Raw genomic sequence first — 24474 nt, 5'->3', positions numbered from 1 at the left:
CGCCCCCGCACGCCCCCAGTCCCGCCACGAGCAGAGCCGTCACTCCGGCGACCAGCAGCCGACGCGCGTTGATCATCTCTCCCCCTGAGGTCGGCGGTCAGCGTAGCCGATCCCTGGCCTGAACTGACCGCTGTGTGAGTCTCGGTAAGGACTCGGCAAGAGCTCGGTATGACGACCGGCCCCTCACCGGCCGCCGTCCGCCCGGCCGTCCGCGCACGGCGTAGAGTCCCTGGCCGGGTCTGGTCGGATGCCGTGGAGGGAGTGCGCGATGTCGAGCCCACCGGAGCTCACCGTGGGACGGCTGCTGTCCTCATGGCAACCGGACGTGCCCGCCCTGCTGGTCGTGGCCCTGCTCGGCGGTCTGTACGGCTGGGGCGTGCTGCGGTTGCGGCGGCGGGGAGAACACTGGCCGCCGGCGCGACTCGCCGCGTTCGTGCTGCTCGGTCTCGGCACCCTCGTGGTGGCCACGATGTCGGCCCTCGCCGTCTACGACCACGTGCTGTTCTGGCCGGCGGCCGTGCAGAACATCCTCCTGGACCTGATCGCACCGCTCGGCCTGGCCCTCGGCGACCCGCTGCGCCTCGCCGCCAGTGCCCTGCCCGAACCGGCCGCCGGGCGCCTGCGGCGCGCGATGAGCGGGCGCGTGGTCCGTCTGCTCACCTTCCCGCTGGTCAGCACCGCCCTCGTCCTGGCCACCGAACTGACGGTGTACTTCACGCCGTACTTCGAGACCGCCCTGCGCGACGGCTGGCTGCACCAGCTGATGTACCTCCATCTGCTGCTCGCCGGCAGCCTGTTCGTGGTCCCGGTGCTCACCCGCGAGGAGACGCTGCCCGCGTGGTGCACCCACCCCGTGCGGGCGGCGCTGGTCTTCCTCGACGGGATCATCGACGCCGTACCGGGCATCGTGGTGATGACCCACGGCACGCTGATCGCCGGCGCCTGGTACCTGCACCACGCCCCGGCCTGGTCGCCCGACGTGCGCCACGACCAGCAGCTCGGCGGCGGCGCGATGATCAGCATCGCCGAACTGGTGGCGCTGCCCTTCCTCCTCGCGATCCTGGTCCAGTGGGCCCGCACGGAGCGCGCCGAGACGGTCGCGCTGGACCGCCGCCTGGCCACGGAGCTGGTCCCGGCGGCGCCCACGGAGTCGGCCGAGCCCTCGCCGGACCTCGTACGGCCCTGGTGGGAGACCGAGAACAGCGCGGTCGCCCAGCGCATCCGGCAGCAGCGGCCCTGACCGGCGCTCCTCTCAGCCCGCCGCCGGGTCCAGCACCAGGCGCCGGCCGTGCAACTCACCGCGCTCCATGCGCCGATGAGCCTCCGCCGCCGCACTCAGCGGCAGCACCTCAACGGCGCGGGGACGCAGCAGCCCCGCGGCGAGGTGGTCGTTCACGCACACCGCCGCCTCGGCCAGTTCGGCCACCGTGGCGTGCGAGATGACGAAACCTCGCAGGGAGCCGTCCTTCATGTACAGCGGGCCCACCGGCAGCACCGGTTCGGCCTCGGTCCCGGCCATCAGCACGATCCGGCCCCGGTGGGCCAGCAGCGCGACCGCAGTGCGCAGGTCGTGCCGGCCGGAGGTGTCGATGTGCAGATCGACCCCGTGCGGGGCGAGGGCGGCGAGACGGTCGCCCGGATCCCGGTAGTCGACCACCTCGGCCGCACCCAGCGCCCGTACGTGCTCATGGTCGCGCGGTGAGGCCGTGGCGATCACCCGGGCGTCCGCCCGTGCCGCCAGCGTCACCAGCGCGCTGCCCACGTTGCCGGCCGCGCCGCCCACCAGCACCGTCTCACCGGCGCGCAGACCGCCGTGCGTGAACAGGGCGAGATACGCGGTCGCCCCGGGATGCAGAACGGCCACCGCCTCCTGGGCCGGCACGCCGGCCGGGAGCCGGTAGAGACGGTCGGCCGGCACCGCCGCCTGCTCGGCCGCCGCGCCCTGACGCCCGTCGTGCCCCAGGCTGTTGCACCACACCGCCTCACCTACGGCGAACCCCTCCGCGGCGGACGCCACCGTGCCCACCAGGTCCCGCCCGATGACGAAGGGGAACTGAAGCGGCGTCCGGAAACGCCCGGACCGTACGAACCCGTCCACCGGGTCCACGGCCGTGGCCCCGACGTCGACCAGCACCTCCCCGGGGCCGGGCACCGGCGCTGGCAGCACGCCATGACGGATGACGTCGGGGGAGCCGAGCTGTTCGATGTACGCGGCACGCATGCCGTCACCGTACGGCGCCGCTCACCCCTGCCGGTCGGACGACACGGGTCGAGGACGGTCTCCCTCCCCCGAAGGCGACCGTCCCCGAACCCTCCCCCGGCGCCGGACTGTGGTCCAGCCGACCGCGTGGTGCGGGTCGTGTGCCGTCACCAGCACATGACCGCTGTTTCCCCCGGACCCCACGCGGAGTACAGACGTACCCGGACGTAGTAGCGGCGGCCCTTGACGAGGCGGGCCCTGATCGTGGCGTTGTGCGGTTCTCCGCCGTCGTCCCGGCCGGCGAGGTAGCGCGGTTCGCCGTCCCGCTCCTCGAAGACCACCAGGACGGTGTCGCTCGCGCCGAAGGCGCCCACGGTGTACTCGCGGGTCTCCTGCGGATCGATCGTGAAGTCGGCCTGCTCGCCCGGCCCCAGGCCGAGCGGCACGGACCGGAAGGGCTCCAGGGCCGGCGGCAGCGGCGCGCCGGCCGGTGGATACCAGCGCAGGGCGAACTCCTTGTCGGCCGGAGACAGCGTGCCCGGCGGGTGCAGACCGCCGCGGAACTGCTCCGGCTCCAGGATCAGCCCGTCCGGGAACGGATACTCCATGATCGACTGCGGGTCCCAGACGGAACCGTTGGCCTCGTCCGGGTCCAGCTTGCGCAGGATGTTGAAGTACGTCCGCTCCCGGCCCCAGAAGTTCGGCGGGCCGGCGAGGTCCGCGTACACGGCCTCGTCGTCGAAGTGGATGCCGGCGAACGGGCTCTGGTGCTCGTGCAGCATCCCCAGCGCGTGCCCTATCTCGTGCAGCGCCGTACCGCGCTCCCCGGGCGCGGTCAGGTCCCAGCCGAAGTTCATGGTGCGCTCGTGCTGCCCGGCCCGCAGCGCGTCCCGGCCCACCGCCGACCAGGAGCCGTCACCGAGCTGGAAGCCGATCCGCAGTTCGGCCTCCGAGCGGTCGCCGACCTCGACGAAGGTGATGCCGATGCCGAGGTCCCGCCACTCCTGGAAGCACGCGCGCACCACGTCCCGCTGCTGAGAGGTGCCGACCCACGACACACGGCGCACCGACCCGGTCCCCGGTACGGGAATGACCGAGGCGTCGCTGTCGCCGTCGAAGAAGCAGTAGTGCAGGACCGTGCCGTTGACCCACATCCGGTGTCCCGAGACGAGCGCACCGAGCCGCTCGGCGGTCAGCCCCGGGGTGAAGGCGGGGGCCGACTGCGGCGCGAGGCTGCAGTAGCGTCCGGTCATGCCGAACAGACTGCCGTGAGCGGGGTCACGGGCGCCTGAGTCGGGGTCTACTCAAGTCACCCTGTATCAGGGCTGAGTACGCGCACTCATACTCCCGTGACGACCTTCGAACGCGACGCGAAGACCCTCGAACTGCCCTGGCGGTTCACCGGGCGCGAGGACGAACTGGAGCTGATCCGCCGCGCCCTCACCGCCAGCCACCTCGGCATCGTGGTCACCGGCCCGGCGGGCCGCGGCAAGACCCGCCTGGTCACCGAGGCGGTCCGGGGCAGCGACCGGGCCCGCGCGGCCGGCACGCCCGGGACCCGGCACATCCCCTTCGCCGCGTTCGCCCACCTGCTGCCCGAGACGGTCTCCCTGCACCGGGCGGTCCACCTCCTGTCCGGCGTGCGGCTGCTGCTGATCGACGACGCCCATCTCCTGGACGACGCCTCGGCCGCCCTCGTCCACCAGCTCGCCGTGCACGGCCGTACCCGTCTCATCGTCGTCGCCGCGGACGACGCCCCGTGCCCCGGAGCCGTTTCCCGCCTGTGGACCGGCGAGCTGCTGCCCCGCCTCGCCCTGGAACCGCTGCCCCGGGAGGACACCGAGAACCTCCTCGCGGCCGGCCTCGGCGGCTCCCTGGAGCCGCTGACCCTGAACCGCCTGCTGCACCTGTCCCAGGGCGATCTGCGCCTGCTCCGCGACCTGGTCGACGCCCTGCGCGAACGCGGCCTGCTCACCCGCTGCCCGGAGACGGACCAGTGGACCTGGCGCGGACCGCTCCCGCTGACGGCGACCGTGCGCGAGCGCGGCGCGCGGGTGCTGGACCACCCCCGGAGCGAGGCCCTCGCCCGGCTGGCCTTCTCGGAGCCTCTGCCGCTCCCCATGGACGACTTCCACCTCGGGGACCTCGAAGCCCTCGAGGCCGACCACCTGATCCGCCTCGACGACGACGGCGCCGTGCGCCTCGCCCGCCCGCTGCACGGCCCGGTGCTGCGGGCCGCGGCCGGCAGGCTGCGGGCCAGGCGCCTGGCCCGCACGCCGGAGCAGTGCGCGCCGGCGCTCGCCGCGGAGCGGGCGGCGTTGACCCGGGGGATCGAACGGACCGATGTGCGCGCGCTGCCGGCACCCGTGGGGGAGTGGCTCGCCCAGGAGGGCGTGCCGGTGCCGGCCGGCCACGCGGCCGTACGCGCGCGGTTCTCGCGGCTTCGGGGGGAGCTGCGGGAGGCGGCGGCCTGGGCGAGGGAGGGACTGCGGGAGGCGCCGGGCGACGCCTCCTGCCGTACCGAACTCGCCCTGGCCGCCGCGCAGTCGGGGGACACGGCCACCGCCGAGCGGGCCCTGGCGGGAGGGCCGGCCCTGGACGGGGCCGGGGTCTGGCCGGCGGTGGCCAGGGGGGACGTGGAGGGGGCGGCCCTGGAGGCGTACGGCGCGGAGGACGCCTACGGCCTCTACGACGCCGTCCGGCTCGGCGCCCCGGAGAAGGTCGCCGACCGCCTTCCGGCGGGCGGGGTGCTCGCCCTGCACGCGCAGGCGCTGGCGCTGTCCGACGGACCGGGCCTGGACCGCGCGGCCGAGGCGCTGGAGGAGCGCGGCTTCCTGCTCTTCGCCGCGGAGGCGCGGGCCCAGGCGGTACGGGCCCACCGCGACCCGCACGCCGCGCGCACGTCACGCACGCGTGCGGTCGCCCTGGCCCGCCGCTGCCAGGGTGCCCGCACCCCGGCCCTGTCCGGCCTGGTCCTGGGCGAACTGACCGCCCGTCAACGCCAGATCGTCACCCTGGCGGCGGCGGGCCTGAGCAACCGCCAGATCGCCGAACGCCTGACCCTTTCCATCCGCACCGTCGGCAACCACCTCTACAGCGCCTACGCCCGCCTCGGCGCGAACGACCGCTCGGCACTCCCGTGGCTCATGGACCTCCCCGACACGGAGACGGCCTGAGCCCCCTGAACAGGCGGTCTGACCCCCGGTATTCGGGGGAGGGGTCAGGCCGCCACCTCATGCCCCGACACACCGTCAGGATTACGGCCCGCGCCAGGCCTAAGCGTGGTCCTCGCCGTCGTTCGCGGCGTACGGGTGTACCTGGCGGTCGTCGTTGAACGGGATGAACCAGTCGTTCACTCCGAGGCCGTCCGTGGCCGGCTCGTACAGCCACTCGTGGTCGAGGTCCTCGCACACGGTGGCGGTGAAGATCTCCAGGGCCGCGCTGACCTCGTCGGTGAGCAGACCGTGCAGGTCGGCCGTCACCTCGGCCTGGGCGAGGAGGAACTTCATCAGCAACTCCTCGGCGACACAGCTCAGTTCGCCGAAGTGCGGCTGGGTGAGGCGTCCGGTCATGGTGATCGCCGTGACGATCAGGCGGCGCGCGAACAGAACCGTGTACTGGAGGGCGAACCGCGACGGCAGGTCGTCGAGGATCATGAACGGCGCGTCGCTCTCGGCCACGGTCGGGCCCTCCTCCTCCAGCCCCGCCAGGTCCGTGAACAACTGGTCGACGAGGAGGTCGACGGCGTGGACGAGGGCACCGGCCGCGACCTCGGCCGCCTCGCGGCCGACGGTTCCCTTCTCGTCGTGACCGAAGGCCGACAGCGGGAAGGCCCGCAGGCTCGGGGCGAGCGAGCGCAGTCGGCTGCGCATCTCCTCGATCTCGGCCTCGTCCAGCCGGGACGGCGAGACGGCGGGTTCGAACTCCGCGTGCCGGCGCGCGCGTTCGGCAGGGTCGGCCGGCGGCGCGTCCGGGCCGTCGGCCGCGTCGAGGCTCTCCTGGAGCAGGTCGGGGTGCAGATCCACCTCGCACCGCGTGATCTCCCAGTCGGCCAGCAGCTCGCTGCGCTCCAGCAGTTCCGCGACGACCTCCCGCGCCGCGTCCTCCGCGAACTCCAGCGCCGGCGCGTCGACGAAGAGCTTCAGCAGGGCTCCTTCGGGATGGACGGCGATGAAGTCGTCCGTCAGGTCGACCTGCATCCCGTCGGGACCCTCGATGGCCTCGATCGAGTCGAGGCCCTTGCGCAGCAGGAAGATCACACCCTCGCGCTGCAGGGCGTCGAGTTCCTGGGCACCCCGAGCGAGGTGCACGTCCACAGTCACCGCATATGTCACACGATCATGGTGCCTGAGCCGCCGCGCCCACGGCAGGGGAACCCCCCGCCATCCTCATGCCGCCCCGAACGCCGTGAACGCCCACCCCGTCGCCTGGTGCAGCGCGTCGTCCGGCAGCGCGGCCCGCGCGTCCCGCAGCGCCTCCGCCAGGGACAGCCCGTCGGCAAGGCCCTTGTGCAGCGCCAGCATCAGCGGCACCACCGCGTGGTCGTTGACCGGCGCGCTGCTCGCCACCACCCCGGCCGTGCCCAGCGGCAGCAGCGCGGTGACCAGACCGAGCAACTCGTCGGCGCCCACCGCGGCGAGCCGGGCGGTGTCGCAGCTGGACAGGATGATCCGGTACGGGCTGCGGTCCAGCCGCTCGAAGTCATGGACGATCAGCGGCCCGTCGGCCATCCGCAGCGAGGAGAACAGCGGACTGTCGGCGCGGAAGGTGCCGTGCGCGGCGATGTGCGCGAGCGCGGCCCCGTCCAGCTCCTCCAGCACCCGCGGCACGCGCGCGTCCTCGTGCTCCAGCAGCGTCGGCCTGCCGTACCGGTCGGCGAGTTCGGGCACCTCCGCGCCACCGGTCGCCAGTCCCGGCCCCCGCACCAGCACATGCCGGTCCCGGGGCGGCGGCGCGGTCTCCCGCGCCCGCAGCCAGCCGCTCGCCGAAGGCGACACACTGAGCACCCGTTCCCGCAGCGCCGGCAGCAGCGCCCAGGGCACACGGTGCAGCCGGCCCGGGGGTACGACCACGACGGGTCCGGAGCCCAGATGCGCCGCGGCCGGGCCGAGCAGCAGCTCCTCAAGGCGCCGTCCCATGGCCTCCACCAGCGGCAGCCGCGCCTCCGCGCCGGGGTGGGCCAGCCGCCGCAGCCCCGCCTGCACGTGCTCCGCCTCGGCCTCGGCGTCCCCGAGCAGCCCCGCCTCGAACCGCCGTACCCGCCCGTCCCCGCACAGCAGCACCTGCACCCGGCCGTCCAGCACGGCCAGCTCCACCAGCCGTGTCCCGCCCAGCCGGTCCAGCAGCCGGCCGGGGTCGAAGCGGTCCTCGGCACCGGGCCTGTCACCGCGCATGTGCAGGGTGCGCGAGCGGATCTCCCGTTCCAGGCGCCGCTGTTCGCGCTCCAGGGCCACAACGGGACGGCCGCCGCCGCGGGCCTCCTCCGCGCGCGCGGCGATCTCCCGGAAGGCGGTCAGCTGACCGAGCAGCTCCGGATCGGCCGGCGGCCGGGCCGGCGGGGTGGACAGGGCGGTGGCCCGCCAGCGCTCGCTCCACATCAGCAGCCGACGCGGCTCGCCGGAGTCCAGGCTGACCCGCTGGGCCAGCGCGGCCAGTTCCGCGCCCTGCGCGGTGGCGCGGGCCCGCAGCTCCGAGGCGCCCAGCGTCATCCGGTGGTCGTCGAGCACGTCGAGTCCGCGTCGGCACGCCTCCAGGACGCCCCGCCGGGAACCGGCGACCCGGGCCCGCAGTGCCTGCGCCGCCCACCCGGTCATCCGGGCCAGCGGCGGCCCGCTGTGGCGGCTGCGCGCGGCGACGGCCAGATGCCGTTCCGCGTCCTGCGTCCAGTCCAGCGACAGCGCGATACGGCCCGCCAGCAGGGAGGCCTCGGGAGCGGCCGGGGCGCCGAAGGCGGCGAGCCGTTCGGCGACCGCCGCCGCGTCCGCGACCAGGCGTCCCGAGGCCCGCCCCGCGGACAGCCGTGCCTCGATCAGCACCAGCCGGGCGTGCGCCTCCCACCAGGGCCGCCGCTGCCCGGCGAACAGCCGCACCGCCAGCGCGGCGCGGGCGATCGCGGTCTTCGCGTCACCCGCGAGGCGGGCCGCCCGGGCCGCGACCAGCAGCAGCTCCGCCTTGCGGGTGGACTGCCCGCCGATGCCGTCGATCACCCCGATCGCCGCGTCGGCCACGGCGAGCGCCTCCGGGGCGAGCCCGGCCGCCATCAGCACCTCGCAGCGCCGGATGGAGAGCATGAACGACGGCGTGCCGAGCTTGGCGTACCGCTCCTCGGCCTCGTCGAGCAGCCGCAGCGCGAGCGGCACGTCGCCCTGCCGGAAGGCGGCGAGACCCCGGCTCTCCACGACGTCCGCCTTGTCGTGGTCCTGGCCGGTGGTGTCCCACAGCTCCTCGGCCGCGGCGAAGTCGGCGTCCGCCCGGTCCACGGCGCCGAGCGCCAGATGCACGGTGGCCCGCAGGGTCAGCGCCCGCGCCGTCCAGATGACGTCGTCGGCCTGCCGCAGCACGGGAATCGCCCGCCGTACGTCCTCCAGTGCCTCGCGGTGCCGGCCCAGCACCCAGGAGGCGTAGGCGCGGCGGAAGAGCACCCGCGCGCGGGTGTGGCCGCTGCTGACGGCGACACCCCGCTCCAGCGCCTCCAGGCCCTGCCGGGTGCGGCCCGCGTGGATCAGCGCGACGCCGAGCGCGGCCAGCACGTCGGCCTCCCGGTCCGGGGCCTGCGCGCGCACGGCGAGATCACGGGCGCGGCGCAGATGGTGCAGGGCAAGCCGTATGTCGCCCCAGTCCCGCTGCCAGATCCCGATCGCCTGGTGCGCCACGGAGGCGTGCCACGGCGACGGGTCGTCCTCCAGCACGCCCCGGGCCCGCGCCAGGGCCTCGTTCGGGGCGGCGAACACCATCGGCAGCAGTTCGAGAACCGAGTCGCTTCCCGCTGTCACCCAACGGATGGTAGTGGCCCTGGTTGCACCCGACACCGTTTTGGCGCTGTATCAGCTGTATCAACGAACGGCCCGGCGACTCTGAACTGACGACAGTCGCCTCAAGGGGGAGGACACGCCATGGCACCACAGCGATTCCACGAACAGTTCGACCAGATCCAGCGTTCCATGCCCGACGTCCCCCTCGCGCTGGGGCCGGACGACGCGGCGGAGTTCATCTACGAGAAGGGCGTGGTCCTCGCCCGGGACGGCGAGGAGGCGCGGCTCGTCGAGGACACCGTGCGCACCCGCTTCACCGAGGCCACCGGTCTGAGCGGCGATCACGTGCGCCGGGCGGGCCCGGAGACCAACCGCTCGGGCGTCACCCGCATCCAGGTCGGCGACCCCGGCCACGGCGACCGGCGCGGCGACCGCGCCGTGGCGCACGCCCTGCGTTCGATGCGCGAGCACGAGGGCCGGGCCGGACGCCGGCTGGTCAGCCGCAACCACGTGGTGTCCATCGCGGTCAACTCCTGTCCGGGCGACGAGCCCGTGCCCTCCCCGCTCACCCAGGGCACCAACCCGGTCCCCACCGAGCTGCCCCACGACCCCGACAGCGCCGTCGGCGTCCTGGTCGTCGACAACGGCCTCACGCACGACTACGGACTGGTCCCGCTGCTCGCCCACGTCCAGGGCGACCTGCACGGCACCGAGACCGACAGCGCGGGCAACCTGCTGCAGTACGTCGGCCACGGCACCTTCATCGCCGGCCTCGTCGCGGCCGTCGCGCCCAACACCGACATCACCGTCCGCAGCACCCTGAACGACGCCGGTGCCGTCCTGGAGTCCGAGTTCGGCCAGCGGCTGTTCGACGCCGTCGACGCGAACGGCTGGCCGGACATCATCAGCCTCTCCGCCGGCACCTCCAACGGCCGCACCGACGGCCTGCTGGGCGTGGAGAGCTTCATGCGGGAACTGCGCGGGCAGCGCACCCTGCTGGTCGCGGCGGCCGGCAACAACTCCAGCGCCACCCCCTTCTGGCCCGCCGCCTACGCCTCCCTGCCCGACTACCAGGACTCGGTGCTGTCGGTCGGCGCCCTGCGCAGCGACGGCGAGTTCGGCGCGTGCTTCACCAACCACGGCGCGTGGGTGAACGCGTACGCCCCCGGCGAGCGCCTCACCAGCACCCTGACCGGCTTCGACGCGCCCGTGCCGTACGTCTACCAGCACACGACGTACGACGCCTGCCGCTACGGCTTCACCTACGCCTGCACCTGCCAGTACCCGCGCCACACCGGAGTGCTCAGCGAGACCGGCGCGCCCACCCCCGGCAAGGCCGACCAGGTGATGTTCGAGGGCTACGCGCACTGGAGCGGCACCTCCTTCGCCACCCCGGTGGCCGCGGGGCTCGTCGCCGCCTACATGACCGCCAACAAGGAGAGCGACCCGCGCGTGGCCCGCACCCAGCTGCTGGCCGGGAACACCACCTACGCGGAAGTGCGCGGGGCGCATGCTCCGGCGCTGCTCCCGGCGGGTTGGCGCCCGTCGCCGGTCACGCTGCTCGCCGCTCCCGCATGAGGTGCGGAACCTCCCCCTCCACGGCGTACGATGACAGGCCGTACACGAGGAGTGGGGCCGTGGAACGAGGAGATGTCGGCGCGCAGGTCAGGTCCGCCGTCGACGGCGACGCGGCGGCCTGGAAGGCGCTCGTGGAGGGGCTGAGCCCACTGGTGTGGTCCGTCGTGCGCTCGCACCGGCTGTCCGACGCCGACGCGCACGAGGTGTACCAGACGGTGTGGTTCCGCTTCGCCCAGCACCTGGGGCGCATCAGAGAACCCGACAAGGCCGGCTCCTGGCTGGCGAGCACCGCGCGGCACGAGTGCCTGAAGGTGCTCAAGAGCATGCGGCGGCTCACTCCGACGGACGATCCCCAACTGCTCGACCGGGTCAGCGAGGACCGTACGCCCGAGCAGTCGTTACTCGATCTGGAGGAGGCCGACGCCCGGACCGAGCGGATCCGGCACCTGTGGCAGGAGTTCGAGGAACTGGGCGAGCGGTGCAGGCAGTTGCTGCGGGTCCTGATGGCCTCGCCGCCGCCGAGCTACCAGGAGGTGTCCGCGGCCCTCGGGATCGCCGTGGGCAGCATCGGTCCGCTGCGCCAGCGCTGTCTGCGGCGCCTGCGGGCGCGACTCGAAGCACGGGGGGCGGTGTGAGGGACATGGGTGACATGAGTGACCTGAACGGCGAGGAACCCTTCGACGGCGAGGAACCGCTCGATGACGGATCGTTCGGCGACGGACCGTTCGGCGAGGAATCGTTCGAAGGAGAGGACCTGGGGCTCGATCTGCTGGAGGAGGAGTTGCGCCGGGGCGCGGCGATCCTCGACCCGCTCCCGGCCGAACTGCGGCAGATCGCCGTGGAGGCCTTCGTCCTGCACGACCTCGACGCCAAGATCGCCGAGCTGACGTTCGACTCCGTGGTCGACGCCATCCCGGTGCGGGGAGCCGTGGACGTGCCGCGCATGCTGACCTTCCACGCGGGCGGGCTGACCGTCGACGTGGAGCTGAGCGCCCAGGGCCTGATGGGGCAGGTGCTGCCGCCGCTGACCGCCCGGGTCGAGGTGCTCAGGGGCCTGCGGGCCGCGGCGCCCCTGACGACCGACCACATGGGCCGCTTCGTGTACGAGGAGTCCCCGGCCGGCCCGTTCGCCCTGCGTCTGCGCACCGACGAGGGAGTCCTCGTCACGGACTGGCTCACGGCCTGAAGCACGCCCCGGACCCTGCCCTCACCATGTGACGGGCAGGGTCTCGACCAGGGTGGCCAGCGCGGCGGCCAGCCGGTCCAGGCCGGGGCCCGCCGGTCCGCCCGGCTCGGTCATGTACGTGTCCCGCCGGATCTCCACCATCAGCGCGCCGACCCGGGCGTCCGTGCCGTAGAACTCCAGCGGTACGTACGTCCCGCTGAAGGGGCTGTCCAGCCCCGTCTCCCCGCACGGCGCGAACGCCTCCCGCGCGGCCGCCAGCAGTCCGGGCGGCGTGTGGAAGGAGTCGGTGCCGAGACAGACCGGCGGTCGCGGTCCCGCGCCGTGCAGTTCGTACGGCAGCGCCGTGCTGGGGTAGGAGTGCACGTCGACGACGACGGCCCGTCCGGTGCTCGCCAGACGGTCGGCCACGGCGTCCGTCATGGCCCGCGCGTACGGCCTGAAGTACCGCGCGACGAGCGGCTCGGGGTCGGCGTCCGCGGGCCGCAGTGCCTCTTGGTGCGTGGTGCGCGTGTAGACCGCGCCCATCCCGACGGCCAGCATCTCCTCCCGCTCGTCCGGGAAGCGTTCGGGGTCGACGACCAGCCGCGATAGCCGGTTGACGAACCGCCAGGGGGTCGTCCGCGCCAACCGCGCGGCCGCCTCGGCCAGTTCCGCCGTGTGCGCGTCCGTGATGTGGTCCAGCTCGCGCTCCAGCGCCGCGTCGTCCAGCACGATGCCCGCGCGCACCCCGGCCGGTATCTCCCGTGCGGAGTGCGGCACATGGAGGATCACGGGTGAGTCGGCGGCACCGGGCAGGAGGTCGAACGGGGCGGCGGGATCGGGCACGGGCTGCTCCAGCGGGCGGTGTGAGACGGCGATGTCGGCGGGCGTTGTCAGAGGGGCGTTGTCAGTGGGGCGTGGCAGCATCAAAGGTGCCACATCGACGAGCACGAACTCGGGGGAGCACCCATGCCCATCAGCAACGAGAAGGCCGCGTCCCGTCCGTTCCTGGAGGTCCTGTACGAGGACGAGTACTTCCCCGACCACGTCCTCGACAAGGGCCGGGCGGTGCTGGTCGCCCTGTGCGAACGCATCGAGGCCGAGCGGCCCGACGACCTGGCCGCGCTGTACGCCCTGACGCAGGCGGCCACCGAGGAGTTCAACGCGCTGGAGGCCGAGTTCGAGGCGGCGGGCAGCGAGATCGAGACGGTGGCCCGGGAGGAGATAGGCGGCGACTTCTGGTTCATCGCCCAGGCCTACGGCTTCGACGACGCGGACGTGGAGGAGCTGATCGCGACGCGCGAGTGGTGAAGCGGGTGGCTGGCCGGTCAGCCGCCGCCCGGGCTGGAACTCAACCGGTCAGCAGGGTGCGGACCAGCGCGGCGACCTGTGCCGTCTCGATCAGGAACCCGTCGTGCCCGTACGGCGACTCTATGATCCGCAGCCGGTCCGCGGTCGGGATCAGCGCGGCCAGCTCCGCCTGCTGGGCGAGCGGGTAGAGGCGGTCGGAGTCGACGCCGGCGACCAGGGTGGGGGCGGTGACCCGGCCGAGCGCGGCCCGCAGGCCACCGCGGCCGCGGCCCACGTCGTGGGCGTTCATGGCCTCCGACAGCACGACATAGCTGCCCGCGTCGAAGCGACGTACCAGCTTGGCGGCGTGATGGTCGAGATACGACTCGACCTGGTAGCGGCCGCCGCCGAAAGGGTCCTCGGTGCCCTGGGGCGTACGGCCGAAGCGGATCCGCAGTTCCGGCTCGCTGCGGTAGGTGACATGGGCGAGGCGGCGGGCGAGCCCGAGGCCGGTGTACGGGCCGTGCCCGGTGTCGTGGTAGTCGCCGCCGTGCCATTGCGGGTCGCCGCGGATGGCGTGCAGCTGGATGTTCGCCCAGGCGATCTGCTCGGCGCTCGCCGCCCCGGTCGTGGCGAGGAGCAGCAGCGCACCGGTCCGCTCCGGGTACGACACCGACCACTCCACGGCACGCATCCCGCCCATCGAGCCGCCGACGACCAGCGCCCACCGGTCGATGCCGAGTGCGTCGGCCAGCCCCGCCTCGGCGGTCACCTGGTCCCGCTGGGTCAGGAAGGGGAAGGCGCCACCCCAGCGTCCATGCCCCTCGGGACGCGCGGAGGAGGGCCCCGTACTGCCCTGGCAGCCGCCCAGGACGTTCGGGGCGACGACGAACCAGCGGTCGGTGTCCAGGGCCAGGCCGGGCCCGACCAGTCCGTCCCACCAGCCGGGCGTCGGATGACCGGGCCCGGCGGGGCCGGCGACATGGCTGTCGCCGGTGAGGGCGTGCAGGACGAGGACGGCGTTGGAGCGGTCCGGCGCCAGGTGCCCCCAGGTCTCGAACGCCAGCCGGACGCCGGGCAGTTCACCGCCCGCCTCCAGCTGCAGGGGATTCTCGGCCGTGTACCACCGACGCCGGCCGGGCGGGTCCCCCTCCCGCCAGGCCCCGGTGGCCTGCGGGAGGGGTGCCTCGGGTGCGGGTACGGCGTTCAGGACGCCGCGCCCTTGGCCGCGCGGAAACCGGCCTCCAGGTCGGCCTTCAGGTCGGCGAGGTTCTCGATGCCGACCGACAGCCGCACCAGACCCGGTGCGGTGCCGGTCGCCGCCAACTGCTGTTCGTCCAGCTGACTGTGGGTCGTGGAGGCCGGGTGGATGATCAGGCTGCGCACGTCACCGATGTTGGCGAGGTGGCTGAACAGCTCGACCGCGTCCACGAACCGTTTGCCCGCCTCGACGCCGTCCCGCAACTCGAAGGAGACGATGGCACCGGCGCCGCGCGGCAGGTACGTCTGCCCCGCCTCGTACCAGGGACTGGACTCCAGGCCCGGGTAGTGGACGGCGGAGACCTCGTCGCGCTGCTCCAGCCACTCCGCGAGGGCCTGTGCGTTGGCGGAGTGCCGTTCGATGCGCAGGCTGAGTGTCTCGACGCCCTGCAGCAGCAGGAACGCGGAGTGCGGGGAGAGCGCGGGGCCGAGGTCGCGCAGCAGTTGCACGCGCAGTTTGACGGCGAAGGCGCCGGGGCCGAGCGCGGGCCAGTACCGCAGGCCGTGGTAGCTGGGGTCGGGCTCGGTGAAGTCGGGGAAGCGGTCGGCGTGCGCGCCGAAGTCGAAGGTGCCGCCGTCCACCACCACACCGGCGATGGCGGTGCCGTGCCCGCCGAGGAACTTGGTCGCCGAGTGCACCACGATGTCCGCGCCGTGCTCGATGGGCCGCAGCAGGAAGGGGGTGGGGACGGTGTTGTCCACGATCAGCGGGACACCGGCCTCGTGCGCGACGTCGGCGACGCCCCGTACGTCGAGGACGTTGCCGCGCGGGTTGCCCAGCGTCTCCGCGAACAGCGCCTTCGTGCCCGGGCGGATCGCCGCGCGCCAGGACTCGAGGTCGTCCGGGTCGTCGACGAAGGACACCTCGATGCCCAGCTTCGGCAGCGTGTGCCGGAAGAGGTTGTAGGTGCCGCCGTACAGGGACGTGCTGGAGACGATGTGGTCGCCCGAGCTCGCCAGCGTCAGGATCGCCAGGGTCTCCGCGGCCTGTCCGGAGGACAGCGCGACGGCGGCGACCCCGCCCTCCAGCGCGGCGATCCGCTGCTCGAAGACATCCTGGGTGGGGTTGTGGATGCGGGTGTAGATGTTGCCGGGCTCGGCGAGCGAGAACAGGTCGGCGGCGTGCTGCGTGTCACGGAAGACGAAGGACGTCGTCTGGTAGATCGGCGTCGCCCGGGCGCCCGTCGTCGGGTCCGGTGCGGCCCCGGCGTGGATCTGCTTGGTCTCGAACGACCAGGCCGGGGTGTCCGGCGCTGCGGGTACTTCCTCGGGCGTGTGACCTGCGGTGACGGAGTCGATGGGCTGGCTCATGGTGGTGCTCCTCGTGCGGAAGGGCGCGCCGGAGTACGCGTGCGGACACGCGTCGGCACAGCGGGGAGGGAGGTGATCGGCCGGAGGGGAGCGTCAGCTCACGGCACGACAAGAAGTGGTGGTGACACGCACGTAGTCCACGTGGCGTCGGGTCACGAGCACCGTCATGGCACGAGGGAACCACGGATGATCGGGGCGGGCCAGCGTCCTGCCGGGCGTGACACACAGCCTTCATGAACCCGCCGCCGACCGGGTCCGCCAACGCGACCGCCCCGCCCGGAAAAGGTTCCGGACGGGGCGGCACGAGGGGCTGCGGGCCGGGCACGGAGGCCCGGGACGTCAGCTCAGGGAGGCCAGGGCCTCGTTCCAGGTGGCCGACGGGCGCATGACCGCGGCGGCCTTCGCCGGGTCGGGCTGGTAGTAGCCGCCGATGTCCGCCGGGCTGCCCTGGACGGCGTTCAGCTCCTCGACGATCTTCTGCTCGTTGGCGGCGAGCGTCTCGGCGAGCGGCTGGAAGGCCTTGGCGAGCTCGGCGTCGTCGGTCTGCCGCGCCAGCTCCTGCGCCCAGTACAGGGACAGGTAGAAGTGGCTGCCGCGGTTGTCGATGCCGCCGACGCGCCGGGTCGGGGACTTGTCCTCGTTGAGGAAGGTCGCCGTGGCGCGGTCGAGGGTGTCGGCCAGGACCTTGGCGCGGGCGTTGCCGGTGGCCGTGGCGTACTGCTCGAAGGAGGGCACCAGCGCGAAGAACTCACCGAGGGAGTCCCAGCGCAGGTAGTTCTCCTTGACCAGCTGCTGGACGTGCTTGGGCGCGGAGCCGCCGGCGCCCGTCTCGAACAGGCCGCCGCCCGCCATCAGCGGGACGACCGACAGCATCTTGGCGCTGGTGCCCAGCTCCAGGATGGGGAAGAGGTCGGTGAGGTAGTCACGCAGGACGTTGCCGGTGACGGAGATGGTGTTCTCGCCGCGCCGGATGCGCTCCACCGACAGCTTGGTGGCCTCGACGGGGGCGAGGATGCGGATGTCCAGGCCCTCGGTGTCGTGCTCCGCCAGGTAGGCGTTGACCTTGGCGATCAGGTTGGCGTCGTGCGCGCGGGTCTCGTCCAGCCAGAAGACGGCCGGGTCGCCGGTGGCGCGGGCGCGGGTGACCGCGAGCTTCACCCAGTCCTTGATCGGGGCGTCCTTGGTCTGGCAGGCGCGGAAGATGTCGCCCGCGGCGACCGGCTGCTCGATCAGGACGTTGCCGCCCTGGTCGACCAGGCGGACCGTGCCGGCGGCCTTGATCTCGAAGGTCTTGTCGTGGGAGCCGTACTCCTCGGCCTTCTGCGCCATCAGGCCCACGTTCGGGACCGAGCCCATGGTGGACGGGTCGTAGGCGCCGTTGGCCCGGCAGTCGTCGATCACGGCCTGGTAGACGCCGGCGTAGGAGGAGTCCGGCAGGACCGCGATGGTGTCGGCCTCCTGGCCGTCCGGGCCCCACATGTGGCCGGAGGTGCGGATCATGGCCGGCATGGAGGCGTCGACGATGACGTCGGAGGGGACGTGCAGGTTGGTGATGCCCTTGTCGGAGTCGACCATGGCCAGCGCCGGGCCCTCGGCGAGCTCCGCCTCGAAGGACGCCTTGATCGCGTCGCCCTCGGGCAGGGCGTCCAGGCCCTTGAGGATGCCGCCCAGACCGTCGTTCGGGGACAGACCGGCGGCGGCGAGCGTGGCGCCGTACTGCTCGAAGGTCTTCGGGAAGAAGGCACGCACCACGTGACCGAAGATGATCGGGTCTGAGACCTTCATCATGGTGGCCTTCAGGTGCACCGAGAACAGCACGTCCTCGGCCTTGGCGCGGGCGATCTGCGCGGTGAGGAACTCGCGCAGCGCGGCCACGTGCAGCACGGAGGCGTCGACGACCTCGCCCTCGAGGACCGGTACCGATTCGCGCAGCACGGTGGTGGTGCCGTCCTCGGCCGCCAGCTCGATGCGCAGCGAACCGGCCTCGGAGATCACGACGGACTTCTCGGTGGAGCGGAAGTCGTTCTCACCCATGGTCGCCACGTTGGTCTTGGAGTCGGCCGACCAGGCGCCCATGCGGTGCGGGTGGGTCTTGGCGTAGTTCTTGACCGAGGCGGGGGCGCGGCGGTCGGAGTTGCCCTCGCGCAGGACCGGGTTCACGGCGGAGCCCTTGACCTTGTCGTAGCGGGCCTGGATCTCCCGCTCCTCGTCGGTCTTCGGGTCGTCCGGGTAGTTCGGCAGCGCGTAGCCCTGGGCCTGCAGCTCGGCGACGGCGGCCTTCAGCTGCGGGATGGACGCCGAGATGTTCGGCAGCTTGATGATGTTGGCCGCGGGCGTCTTGGCCAGCTCGCCCAGCTCGTGCAGGGCGTCGGGGATGCGCTGGTCCTCGGCCAGGTACTCCGGGAACACGGCGATGATCCGCCCGGCCAGCGAGATGTCCCGCGTCTCCACGGAGACACCCGCCTGCGAGGCGTACGCCTGGACCACCGGCAGGAAGGAATACGTCGCCAGGGCCGGGGCCTCGTCAGTGTGCGTATAGATGATGGTCGAGTCAGTCACCGGGTGCTCCGCTCCACGTCTGCAACATTGCTCGACATCAAGATATCTCGTGATCGAGGCCGACTCGACAGGGGTCCGTGCAACCAACGCGTCGCATCCCGGGTCATGGATGTAGATCGTGCACCTGATCGCATCTGATCGTCGACGGCCGGAACCGACCGACCGGCCGCCCGAGCGAAAGCTGACCATGAGATATCGCACCCGAGTGACGGCCCCCGCGGCCGCGCTGATCGGCACGGCCGCGGCACTGACCGTGGGGGGAACCGCCCAGGCCACCGAGAAGGGCAAGGGCACGCCGGGGCCCGAGACCCTCGGCGACCCCGTCTTCCCGAGCCTCGGCAACGACGGCTACCGCGTCGCCGCCTACCACCTCGACCTCGCCTACGACGCCACGACCCGGCTCGTCGACGCCACGGCGACCCTGCGCATCCGCACCACCCAGGCCCTCACCCGCCTCTCCCTGGACGCCCTCGGCCTGGACATACGCTCTGTCCGCGTCTCCGGCCGCGCGGCCGCCTTCGAGCAGGTGGACGAGAAGCTGCGCATCACGCCCGCCCGACCGCTGCCGGCGCGGGCCCGGGTGACGGTCTGTGTCGAGTACGGCGCCGATCCGCGCCGCGCGCTGGCGCACACCGCCTGGGTCGTCACCCCGGACGGCTTCGCCGTCTGCCCGCAGCCCGACTCCGCGCACACCGTCTTCCCGTGCAACGACCACCCCTCGGACAAGGCGGACTTCACCTTCCGCGTCACCGTCCCGGCCGGACTGCGCGGTGTCGCGAACGGCCTGGCGACCGGCACCGAGACCCTCGCCGACGGCCGGACCGCGTACACGTACCGCTCCCGTGAGCCGATGGCGACCGAGCTGGTGCAGATCACCGTCGGCGACTACGTCGTCAAGGACCGCCAGGGGCCGAACGGACTGCCGCTGCGGGACGTCGTGCCGGCCGCCCGCGCCGACGCCCTGGAGCCCGCCCTCGCGCTCACCCCCGGCCTGGTCGGCTGGCTCGAACAGCGCCTCGGCGCGTTCCCCTTCGAGACGTACGGACTGCTGCCCTGCAACTCCGACGACCCGGCGGCCTTCGACTTCACCGGCCTGGAGACCCAGACCCTCACCCTGTACAAGCCGAACTTCCTGCTCCAGGAGGAGAAGAAGATCGGCTCGCACATGATGCACGAGCTGGTCCACTCCTGGTTCGGCAACCTCGTCAGCCCCGCCACCTGGGCCGACCTGTGGCTGAACGAGGGTCACGCGGACTTCTACGGGCTGCTGTACCGCTACGAGCGCGGCTGGACCGACTCGCTCGGCTACAGCACCTTCGAGGACCGGATGAAGTACACGTACGGCCTCGGCGACCAGTGGCGGCACGACTCGGGCCCGGTCGCGGCCCCGAACGCGGTCAACCTCTTCGACAGCCAGCGCTACACGGGCGGCGTCCTGGTGCTGTACGCACTGCGTCAGCTCGTCGGGGAGGACGTCTTCCACGCCGTCGAGCGGTGCTTCCTGGACCGTCACCGCAACTCCTCGGCGACGACGCAGGACTACATCGCCGTCGCCTCGGAGGTCTCCGGCCAGGACCTGTCCGGCTTCCTGCGGGACTGGCTCTACGGCACGAAGACCCCCCGGATGCCCGGTCACCCGGACTGGACGGTCACGCCGGTCAGTTCCTCGCTCGCGCCGCGCCGGCGGACGGGCGGGTACCACGACAACTCGGCGACCCTGTAGGTCACTCCAGGTGGGCGACGTTCGCGTCGCCCACCTCCTGGGGGCCGCGCTGCTGCGGGATCGACACCGACCCCTGCTGCAGCGCCACCGTCCGCGTCGGCGCCGGGATGCGGATGCCCTCCTCGCGGTAGCGCCGGTGCAGTTGCTTGATGAACTCGTGCTTGATGCGGAACTGGTCGCTGAACTCGCCCACGCCCAGGATCACCGTGAAGCCGATCCGGGAGTCGCCGAAGGTGTGGAAGCGGATCGCCGGCTCGTGCTCCGGTACGGCCCCGCTGACCCCGGTCATCACGTCGGAGACCACCTCCAGGGTGACCCGCTCGACGTGCTCCAGGTCGCTGTCGTAGCCGACGCCCACCTGGACCAGGATGGTCAACTGCTGCTCGGGGCGCATGAAGTTGGTCATGTTCGCCTTGGCGAGCTGCCCGTTGGGGATGACGACCAGGTTGTTGGAGAGGGCGCGGACCGTGGTCTGGCGCCAGTTGATGTCCTCGACGTACCCCTCCTCGCCGCTGCTGAGCCGGATGTAGTCGCCGGGCTGCACGGTCTTGGACGCCAGGATGTGGACGCCCGCGAAGAGGTTGGCGAGGGTGTCCTGCAGGGCCAGCGCGACCGCCAGACCGCCGACACCGAGGGCGGTGAGCATCGGCGCTATGGAGATGCCGAGCGTCTGCAGCACCACCAGGAAGCCGAGTGCCAGCACCAGGACCCGGGTGATGTTCACGAAGATCGTGGCCGACCCGGCGACCCCGGAGCGGGACTGGGTGACGGTCCGCACCAGACCGGCGATGACCCGGGCCGCCGTCAGCGTCACCACGAGGATGAGGACGACGGTCAGCGACTGGTTGACGTGTGTCTGGACGGTCCTCGTCAGCGGCAGCACCCCGCCTGCGGAGGCCGCACCGCCGAGGAACGCCGCCCACGGCACCACCGTCCGCAGCGCGTCCACGATGACGTCGTCACCGCTCCAACGTGTCCGGCCGGCGTGCTTGCCCAGCCACCGCATCAGTATGCGCAGCAGGAACGCCGCCAACAGCCCCGCCACCAGCGCGACTGCGGCGACGACCAGATCGTCCACGGTGAGCGCTCGGTTCACCGACTACCTCCAAGTCCAGGATGTGCAACCGCTCATCCTGCCTTATCCGGCGCAGGAGTTCGCCCCGCGCGAAGGGCCGTACGGTACGGATCCGGACAGAGCGCCGGGGTGCGGCCCGGGCGATCCTCAGATCACCTTCAGGCGCACCAGCGCCCCCAGCGTCAACGCCCCCGGTACCAGGGGCAGCCACACCGTGATGATCCGGTAGGCCAGGACCACCGCCGTCGCCACGGCCGCCGGTGCGCCCGCCGCGACCAGGGCCACGATCAGCGCCGCCTCCACCGAGCCGAGCCCGCCCGGAGTGGGTACCAGGGCCACCGCGACCGTCGCCGCGAGGTAGGCCACCGCCATGTGCACGGGCGGTACCGGCAGCCCCAGGGACAGGCCGACCAGGACGAGACCGGCCGCCTGAAGGGAGGGGAAGGCGAGCGAGCCGCCCCACAGGGCGAGCGCGCGGCACGGGCGGGTGTGCACCGAGCGCAGTTCGCCCACAGCGGTCCGCAGGAAGGTCAGGACGGTGGTCCGCAGCCGCCGTACGAGGGCGAGGAGCGTCACGGCGACGACCGCGACCGCGCCGACGGTCAGCAGCAGGGGAGCCGTCGAGCCGTGCGGGAGCAGATCGCCGAAGCGCAGGGCGTCGGGGAACGCGACCAGCAGGACGACCAGCAGCCCCACCCGGGTGACCGACTCGGCCAGCAGATACAGGGCCAGCGCGGCGGAGGAACGGGCCAGCGGGATGCCGCACACCGTCATGAAACGCAGATTGACCGCCCCCGCGCCGAGACCGGTCGGCAGCAGATGGTTGGCCGAGCCCGCGGCGAACTGCGTCGCGAGCAGCCGCCGCCTGGGCAGCCGGTCGACGACCGCGCCCTGCCGGGTGAACGCGGCCGCCACCCAGGTCAGACAGGTGGCGCCGGCCGCGGCCAGCAGCCACGGCCACTCGGCCGACCGCAGATGGCCGAAGCCCTCCACGAGCACGTCCCGGTGCTGCACGGCGACGACGGTGACCAGCAGGAGCGGAAGAAGGCACAGGATCTGGCGGACCGGGACGCGACGGGGGAACCGTCCCGGAGTGAGGGGGCCTTGGGGAAGTTGAACCGCAGTCACATCCGAAGAGGGTCTCCGCACCGCGCCAACTGCGGGTTGCGGAATCGCGGACAGCGTCTTACGGACGGAAAGCGGCTGGGGAGGCAGAGCCATGGGGTCCTTCGGGGCAGGGGACGATGCGACGGAAGTGTTGACCTCAACAACGCTCGAGGTTCTACGTTCTCTCCCATGAGCATGGAGACCACAGCGTGGACACAGCTGCACAGTGTCATGACCGCCCAGCAGGAACGACGACCCGTGGCGCGCGCCACGCTGCGCCGCATCGCCGCGTTCGCCCGACCGCACCGCGCCCGTATCGCGCAGTTCGTGCTCCTCGGGGTGGTGACCGCCCTGCTCGCCGTGGCGACCCCCGTGCTCGCCGGACATGTCGTCGACGCGATCGTGTCGCGGGGCGACCAGGGCACGGTCGTCCGCCTCGCGCTGCTCATCGCGCTGATCGCGGTGGCCGAGGCGGCGCTGGGCATCCTCGGCAGAAGACTCTCGGCGACGCTCGGGGAGGGACTCATCCTCGATCTGCGCACGGCTGTGTTCGATCATGTGCAGCGGATGCCGGTCGCGTTCTTCACACGCACTCGTACGGGAGCGCTGGTCTCCCGACTCAACAACGACGTCATCGGCGCCCAGCGCGCGTTCAGCAACACCCTGTCCGGAGTGGTCAGCAACGTCGTCACGCTGGTGCTCACGCTCGCCGTCATGGTCACCCTGTCCTGGCAGATCACCCTGCTCGCGCTGGTGCTGCTCCCGCTGTTCGTCGTTCCCGCCCGGCGCATGGGCAGCCGGATGGCGCGGATGCAGCGGGAGGCGGCGACCCTGAACGCGGCGATGGGGACCCGGATGACCGAGCGCTTCTCCGCGCCGGGCGCCACGCTGGTCAAGCTGTTCGGGCGCCCGGAGGAGGAGTCGGCGGAGTTCGCGGCCCGCGCCCGCCGCGTCGCCGACATCGGAGTCCGCACGGCCACGGCCCAGTCGGTGTTCATGACCGCGCTGACCCTGGTCTCCTCCCTGGCCCTCGCCCTGGTCTACGGCCTCGGCGGCTGGTTCGCCCTGCGCGGCACCCTGGAACCGGGCGCCGTCGTCTCCCTGGCCCTGCTGCTGACCCGCATGTACGCCCCGCTCACCGCGCTCGCCGGCGCCCGCGTCGAGGTGATGAGCGCGCTGGTCAGCTTCGAGCGCGTCTTCGAGGTGCTCGACCTCGAGCCGCTCATCGAGGAGAAACCGGACGCCCGCGAGGTCCCCGAGGGCCCGGTCGCCGTCGAGTTCGACGACGTCCGCTTCGGCTACCCGTCCGCCGACAAGGTCTCCCTCGCCTCCCTGGAGGAGGTCGCCTCCCTCGACACCCGCGGCGGCGACGAGGTCCTGCACGGCATCTCCTTCCGCGCCGAACCCGGCCGGACCGTCGCCCTCGTCGGCTCCTCCGGCGCCGGCAAGTCGACCATCGCGCAGCTGCTGCCGCGGCTCTACGACGTCGACGGGGGCGCCGTCAGGGTCGGCGGGGTCGACGTGCGCGACCTGAGCGCCGGCTCCCTGCGCGCGACCCTCGGCATGGTCACCCAGGACGGCCACCTCTTCCACGACACCGTCCGCGCCAACCTCCTCCTCGCCCGCCCGGAGGCGACCGAGCCCGAACTGTGGGACGCGCTGCGCCGCTCCCGCCTCGACGACCTGGTCCGCTCCCTGCCCGACGGCCTGGACACCGTCGTCGGCGAACGCGGCTACCGCCTCTCGGGCGGCGAACGCCAGCGCATGACCATCGCCCGCCTTCTGCTGGCCCGTCAGCGGGTCGTGATCCTCGACGAGGCCACCGCGCACCTCGACAACACCTCCGAGGCCGCGGTCCAGGAGGCCCTGGCCGAGGCCCTGGAGGGCCGCACCGCGGTCGTGATCGCCCACCGCCTCTCCACCGTGCGCTCCGCCGATCTGATCCTGGTCGTCGAGGGCGGACTGGTCGTGGAACGCGGCACCCACGAGGAGCTGCTGGCGGCCAACGGACGCTACGCGGAGCTGTACCGGACGCAGTTCGAGGAACGGGAGAGCGCGCCCGCGCGGATCGCGGAGGAGGACGGCGCGGCCGCGTGAAGTGACGGCCGGGGAGTCTGGAGTGCCGTGGGGGATCCGTTTACCTGGGCTTGGCAGGGGGTGACATAGAGTCTGATTCCGGTGCCTTTGACCAGGGGGACGGGAGGCGGGGGAGATGCGTCGCAGCTGCCGGAGGGG

General features: G+C 72.6%; 18 protein-coding genes. 8 read left to right on the top strand and 10 right to left on the bottom strand.

Features of this window, described 5'->3' with window-relative positions; translation table 11 throughout:
* The first annotated feature begins 268 nt into the window (after window positions 1-268).
* Entirely contained in the window at window positions 269-1240 is a 972-nt protein-coding gene (locus GRC12_RS23110; protein WP_208781280.1) for a cytochrome c oxidase assembly protein, read from the top strand.
* A 12-nt stretch (window positions 1241-1252) separates the two neighbouring features.
* Here the strand turns inward: GRC12_RS23110 and GRC12_RS23105 are convergent, their stop codons facing one another.
* Window positions 1253-2221, bottom strand: a complete 969-nt coding sequence (locus tag GRC12_RS23105; RefSeq protein WP_208781279.1) for an NADPH:quinone reductase — start codon at window positions 2219-2221, stop codon at window positions 1253-1255.
* 146 nt (window positions 2222-2367) lie between these two features.
* Entirely contained in the window at window positions 2368-3453 is a 1086-nt protein-coding gene (gene absR1 / locus GRC12_RS23100; protein WP_208781278.1) for a beta-glucuronidase AbsR1, read from the bottom strand.
* A gap of 96 nt (window positions 3454-3549) precedes the next feature.
* Here absR1 and GRC12_RS23095 point away from each other — a divergent pair, with 96 nt between their 5' ends.
* The gene (locus GRC12_RS23095; RefSeq protein ID WP_208781277.1) at window positions 3550-5376 is read left to right on the top strand and encodes a LuxR family transcriptional regulator AbsR2; all 1827 of its coding nucleotides are present in this window, start codon (window positions 3550-3552) and stop codon (window positions 5374-5376) included.
* Window positions 5377-5475: 99 nt separating this feature from the next.
* Here GRC12_RS23095 and GRC12_RS23090 read toward each other — a convergent pair whose 3' ends face one another.
* Both GRC12_RS23090 and GRC12_RS23085 read right to left on the bottom strand, forming a co-directional pair.
* Window positions 5476-6534, bottom strand: coding sequence for a hypothetical protein (locus GRC12_RS23090; RefSeq protein ID WP_208781276.1), 1059 nt, complete (start codon window positions 6532-6534; stop codon window positions 5476-5478).
* Between the two features lie 54 nt (window positions 6535-6588).
* Window positions 6589-9153 (bottom strand): CHAT domain-containing protein, encoded by a 2565-nt coding sequence (locus GRC12_RS23085; RefSeq protein ID WP_208781283.1) that lies wholly within the window; start codon window positions 9151-9153, stop codon window positions 6589-6591.
* Window positions 9154-9312: 159 nt separating this feature from the next.
* Here GRC12_RS23085 and GRC12_RS23080 point away from each other — a divergent pair, with 159 nt between their 5' ends.
* Genes GRC12_RS23080 through GRC12_RS23070 form a run of 3 tightly spaced genes read left to right on the top strand, consistent with a single transcriptional unit; the run spans window position 9313 to window position 11935 of the window.
* Window positions 9313-10749, top strand: a complete 1437-nt coding sequence (locus tag GRC12_RS23080) for a S8/S53 family peptidase (protein ID WP_208781275.1) — start codon at window positions 9313-9315, stop codon at window positions 10747-10749.
* A 59-nt stretch (window positions 10750-10808) separates the two neighbouring features.
* Entirely contained in the window at window positions 10809-11384 is a 576-nt protein-coding gene (locus tag GRC12_RS23075) for an RNA polymerase sigma factor (RefSeq protein WP_133046476.1), read from the top strand.
* A 14-nt stretch (window positions 11385-11398) separates the two neighbouring features.
* Window positions 11399-11935 carry a hypothetical protein gene (locus GRC12_RS23070; RefSeq protein ID WP_208781274.1) on the top strand — a complete coding sequence of 179 codons (537 nt, stop codon included), beginning with the start codon at window positions 11399-11401 and terminating at the stop codon, window positions 11933-11935.
* 21 nt (window positions 11936-11956) lie between these two features.
* Here the strand turns inward: GRC12_RS23070 and GRC12_RS23065 are convergent, their stop codons facing one another.
* Window positions 11957-12841, bottom strand: coding sequence for an N-formylglutamate amidohydrolase (locus tag GRC12_RS23065; protein ID WP_208781273.1), 885 nt, complete (start codon window positions 12839-12841; stop codon window positions 11957-11959).
* Between the two features lie 42 nt (window positions 12842-12883).
* Between GRC12_RS23065 and GRC12_RS23060 the strand changes: the two genes are divergently transcribed.
* The gene (locus tag GRC12_RS23060; protein ID WP_208781272.1) at window positions 12884-13225 is read left to right on the top strand and encodes a DUF5713 family protein; all 342 of its coding nucleotides are present in this window, start codon (window positions 12884-12886) and stop codon (window positions 13223-13225) included.
* Window positions 13226-13265: 40 nt separating this feature from the next.
* Here the strand turns inward: GRC12_RS23060 and metX are convergent, their stop codons facing one another.
* The 3 genes from metX to GRC12_RS23045 all read right to left on the bottom strand — a co-directional run bounded on the left by metX (window position 13266) and on the right by GRC12_RS23045 (window position 18334).
* Entirely contained in the window at window positions 13266-14414 is a 1149-nt protein-coding gene (gene metX / locus GRC12_RS23055; RefSeq protein ID WP_208781282.1) for a homoserine O-acetyltransferase MetX, read from the bottom strand.
* The gene (locus GRC12_RS23050) at window positions 14411-15775 is read right to left on the bottom strand and encodes a bifunctional o-acetylhomoserine/o-acetylserine sulfhydrylase (protein ID WP_208781271.1); all 1365 of its coding nucleotides are present in this window, start codon (window positions 15773-15775) and stop codon (window positions 14411-14413) included. The genes metX and GRC12_RS23050 overlap by 4 nt, the downstream gene beginning before the upstream one ends.
* A 339-nt stretch (window positions 15776-16114) precedes the next feature.
* Window positions 16115-18334: an NADP-dependent isocitrate dehydrogenase gene (locus tag GRC12_RS23045; protein ID WP_208781270.1), complete on the bottom strand. Its 2220-nt coding sequence runs from the start codon at window positions 18332-18334 to the stop codon at window positions 16115-16117.
* A gap of 187 nt (window positions 18335-18521) precedes the next feature.
* Between GRC12_RS23045 and GRC12_RS23040 the strand changes: the two genes are divergently transcribed.
* Complete coding sequence (locus GRC12_RS23040) at window positions 18522-20057, top strand: M1 family metallopeptidase (RefSeq protein ID WP_208781269.1); 1536 nt, start codon at window positions 18522-18524, stop codon at window positions 20055-20057.
* Between the two features lies 1 nt (window position 20058).
* Here the strand turns inward: GRC12_RS23040 and GRC12_RS23035 are convergent, their stop codons facing one another.
* Together GRC12_RS23035 and GRC12_RS23030 are read right to left on the bottom strand one after the other, a co-directional pair.
* Window positions 20059-21153 (bottom strand): mechanosensitive ion channel family protein, encoded by a 1095-nt coding sequence (locus GRC12_RS23035; RefSeq protein ID WP_208781268.1) that lies wholly within the window; start codon window positions 21151-21153, stop codon window positions 20059-20061.
* A gap of 126 nt (window positions 21154-21279) precedes the next feature.
* Window positions 21280-22260: a lysylphosphatidylglycerol synthase transmembrane domain-containing protein gene (locus GRC12_RS23030; protein WP_308286609.1), complete on the bottom strand. Its 981-nt coding sequence runs from the start codon at window positions 22258-22260 to the stop codon at window positions 21280-21282.
* A gap of 174 nt (window positions 22261-22434) precedes the next feature.
* On the opposite strand from GRC12_RS23030, the gene GRC12_RS23025 reads away from it, so the two are divergent.
* Window positions 22435-24336, top strand: coding sequence for an ABC transporter ATP-binding protein (locus GRC12_RS23025; protein ID WP_208781281.1), 1902 nt, complete (start codon window positions 22435-22437; stop codon window positions 24334-24336).
* Window positions 24337-24474: the final 138 nt, after the last annotated feature.

The organism is Streptomyces griseorubiginosus, assembly GCF_017614965.1.
Classification (GTDB): domain Bacteria; phylum Actinomycetota; class Actinomycetes; order Streptomycetales; family Streptomycetaceae; genus Streptomyces; species Streptomyces griseorubiginosus_B.
This window is presented reverse-complemented; position numbering and strand designations above follow the sequence as displayed.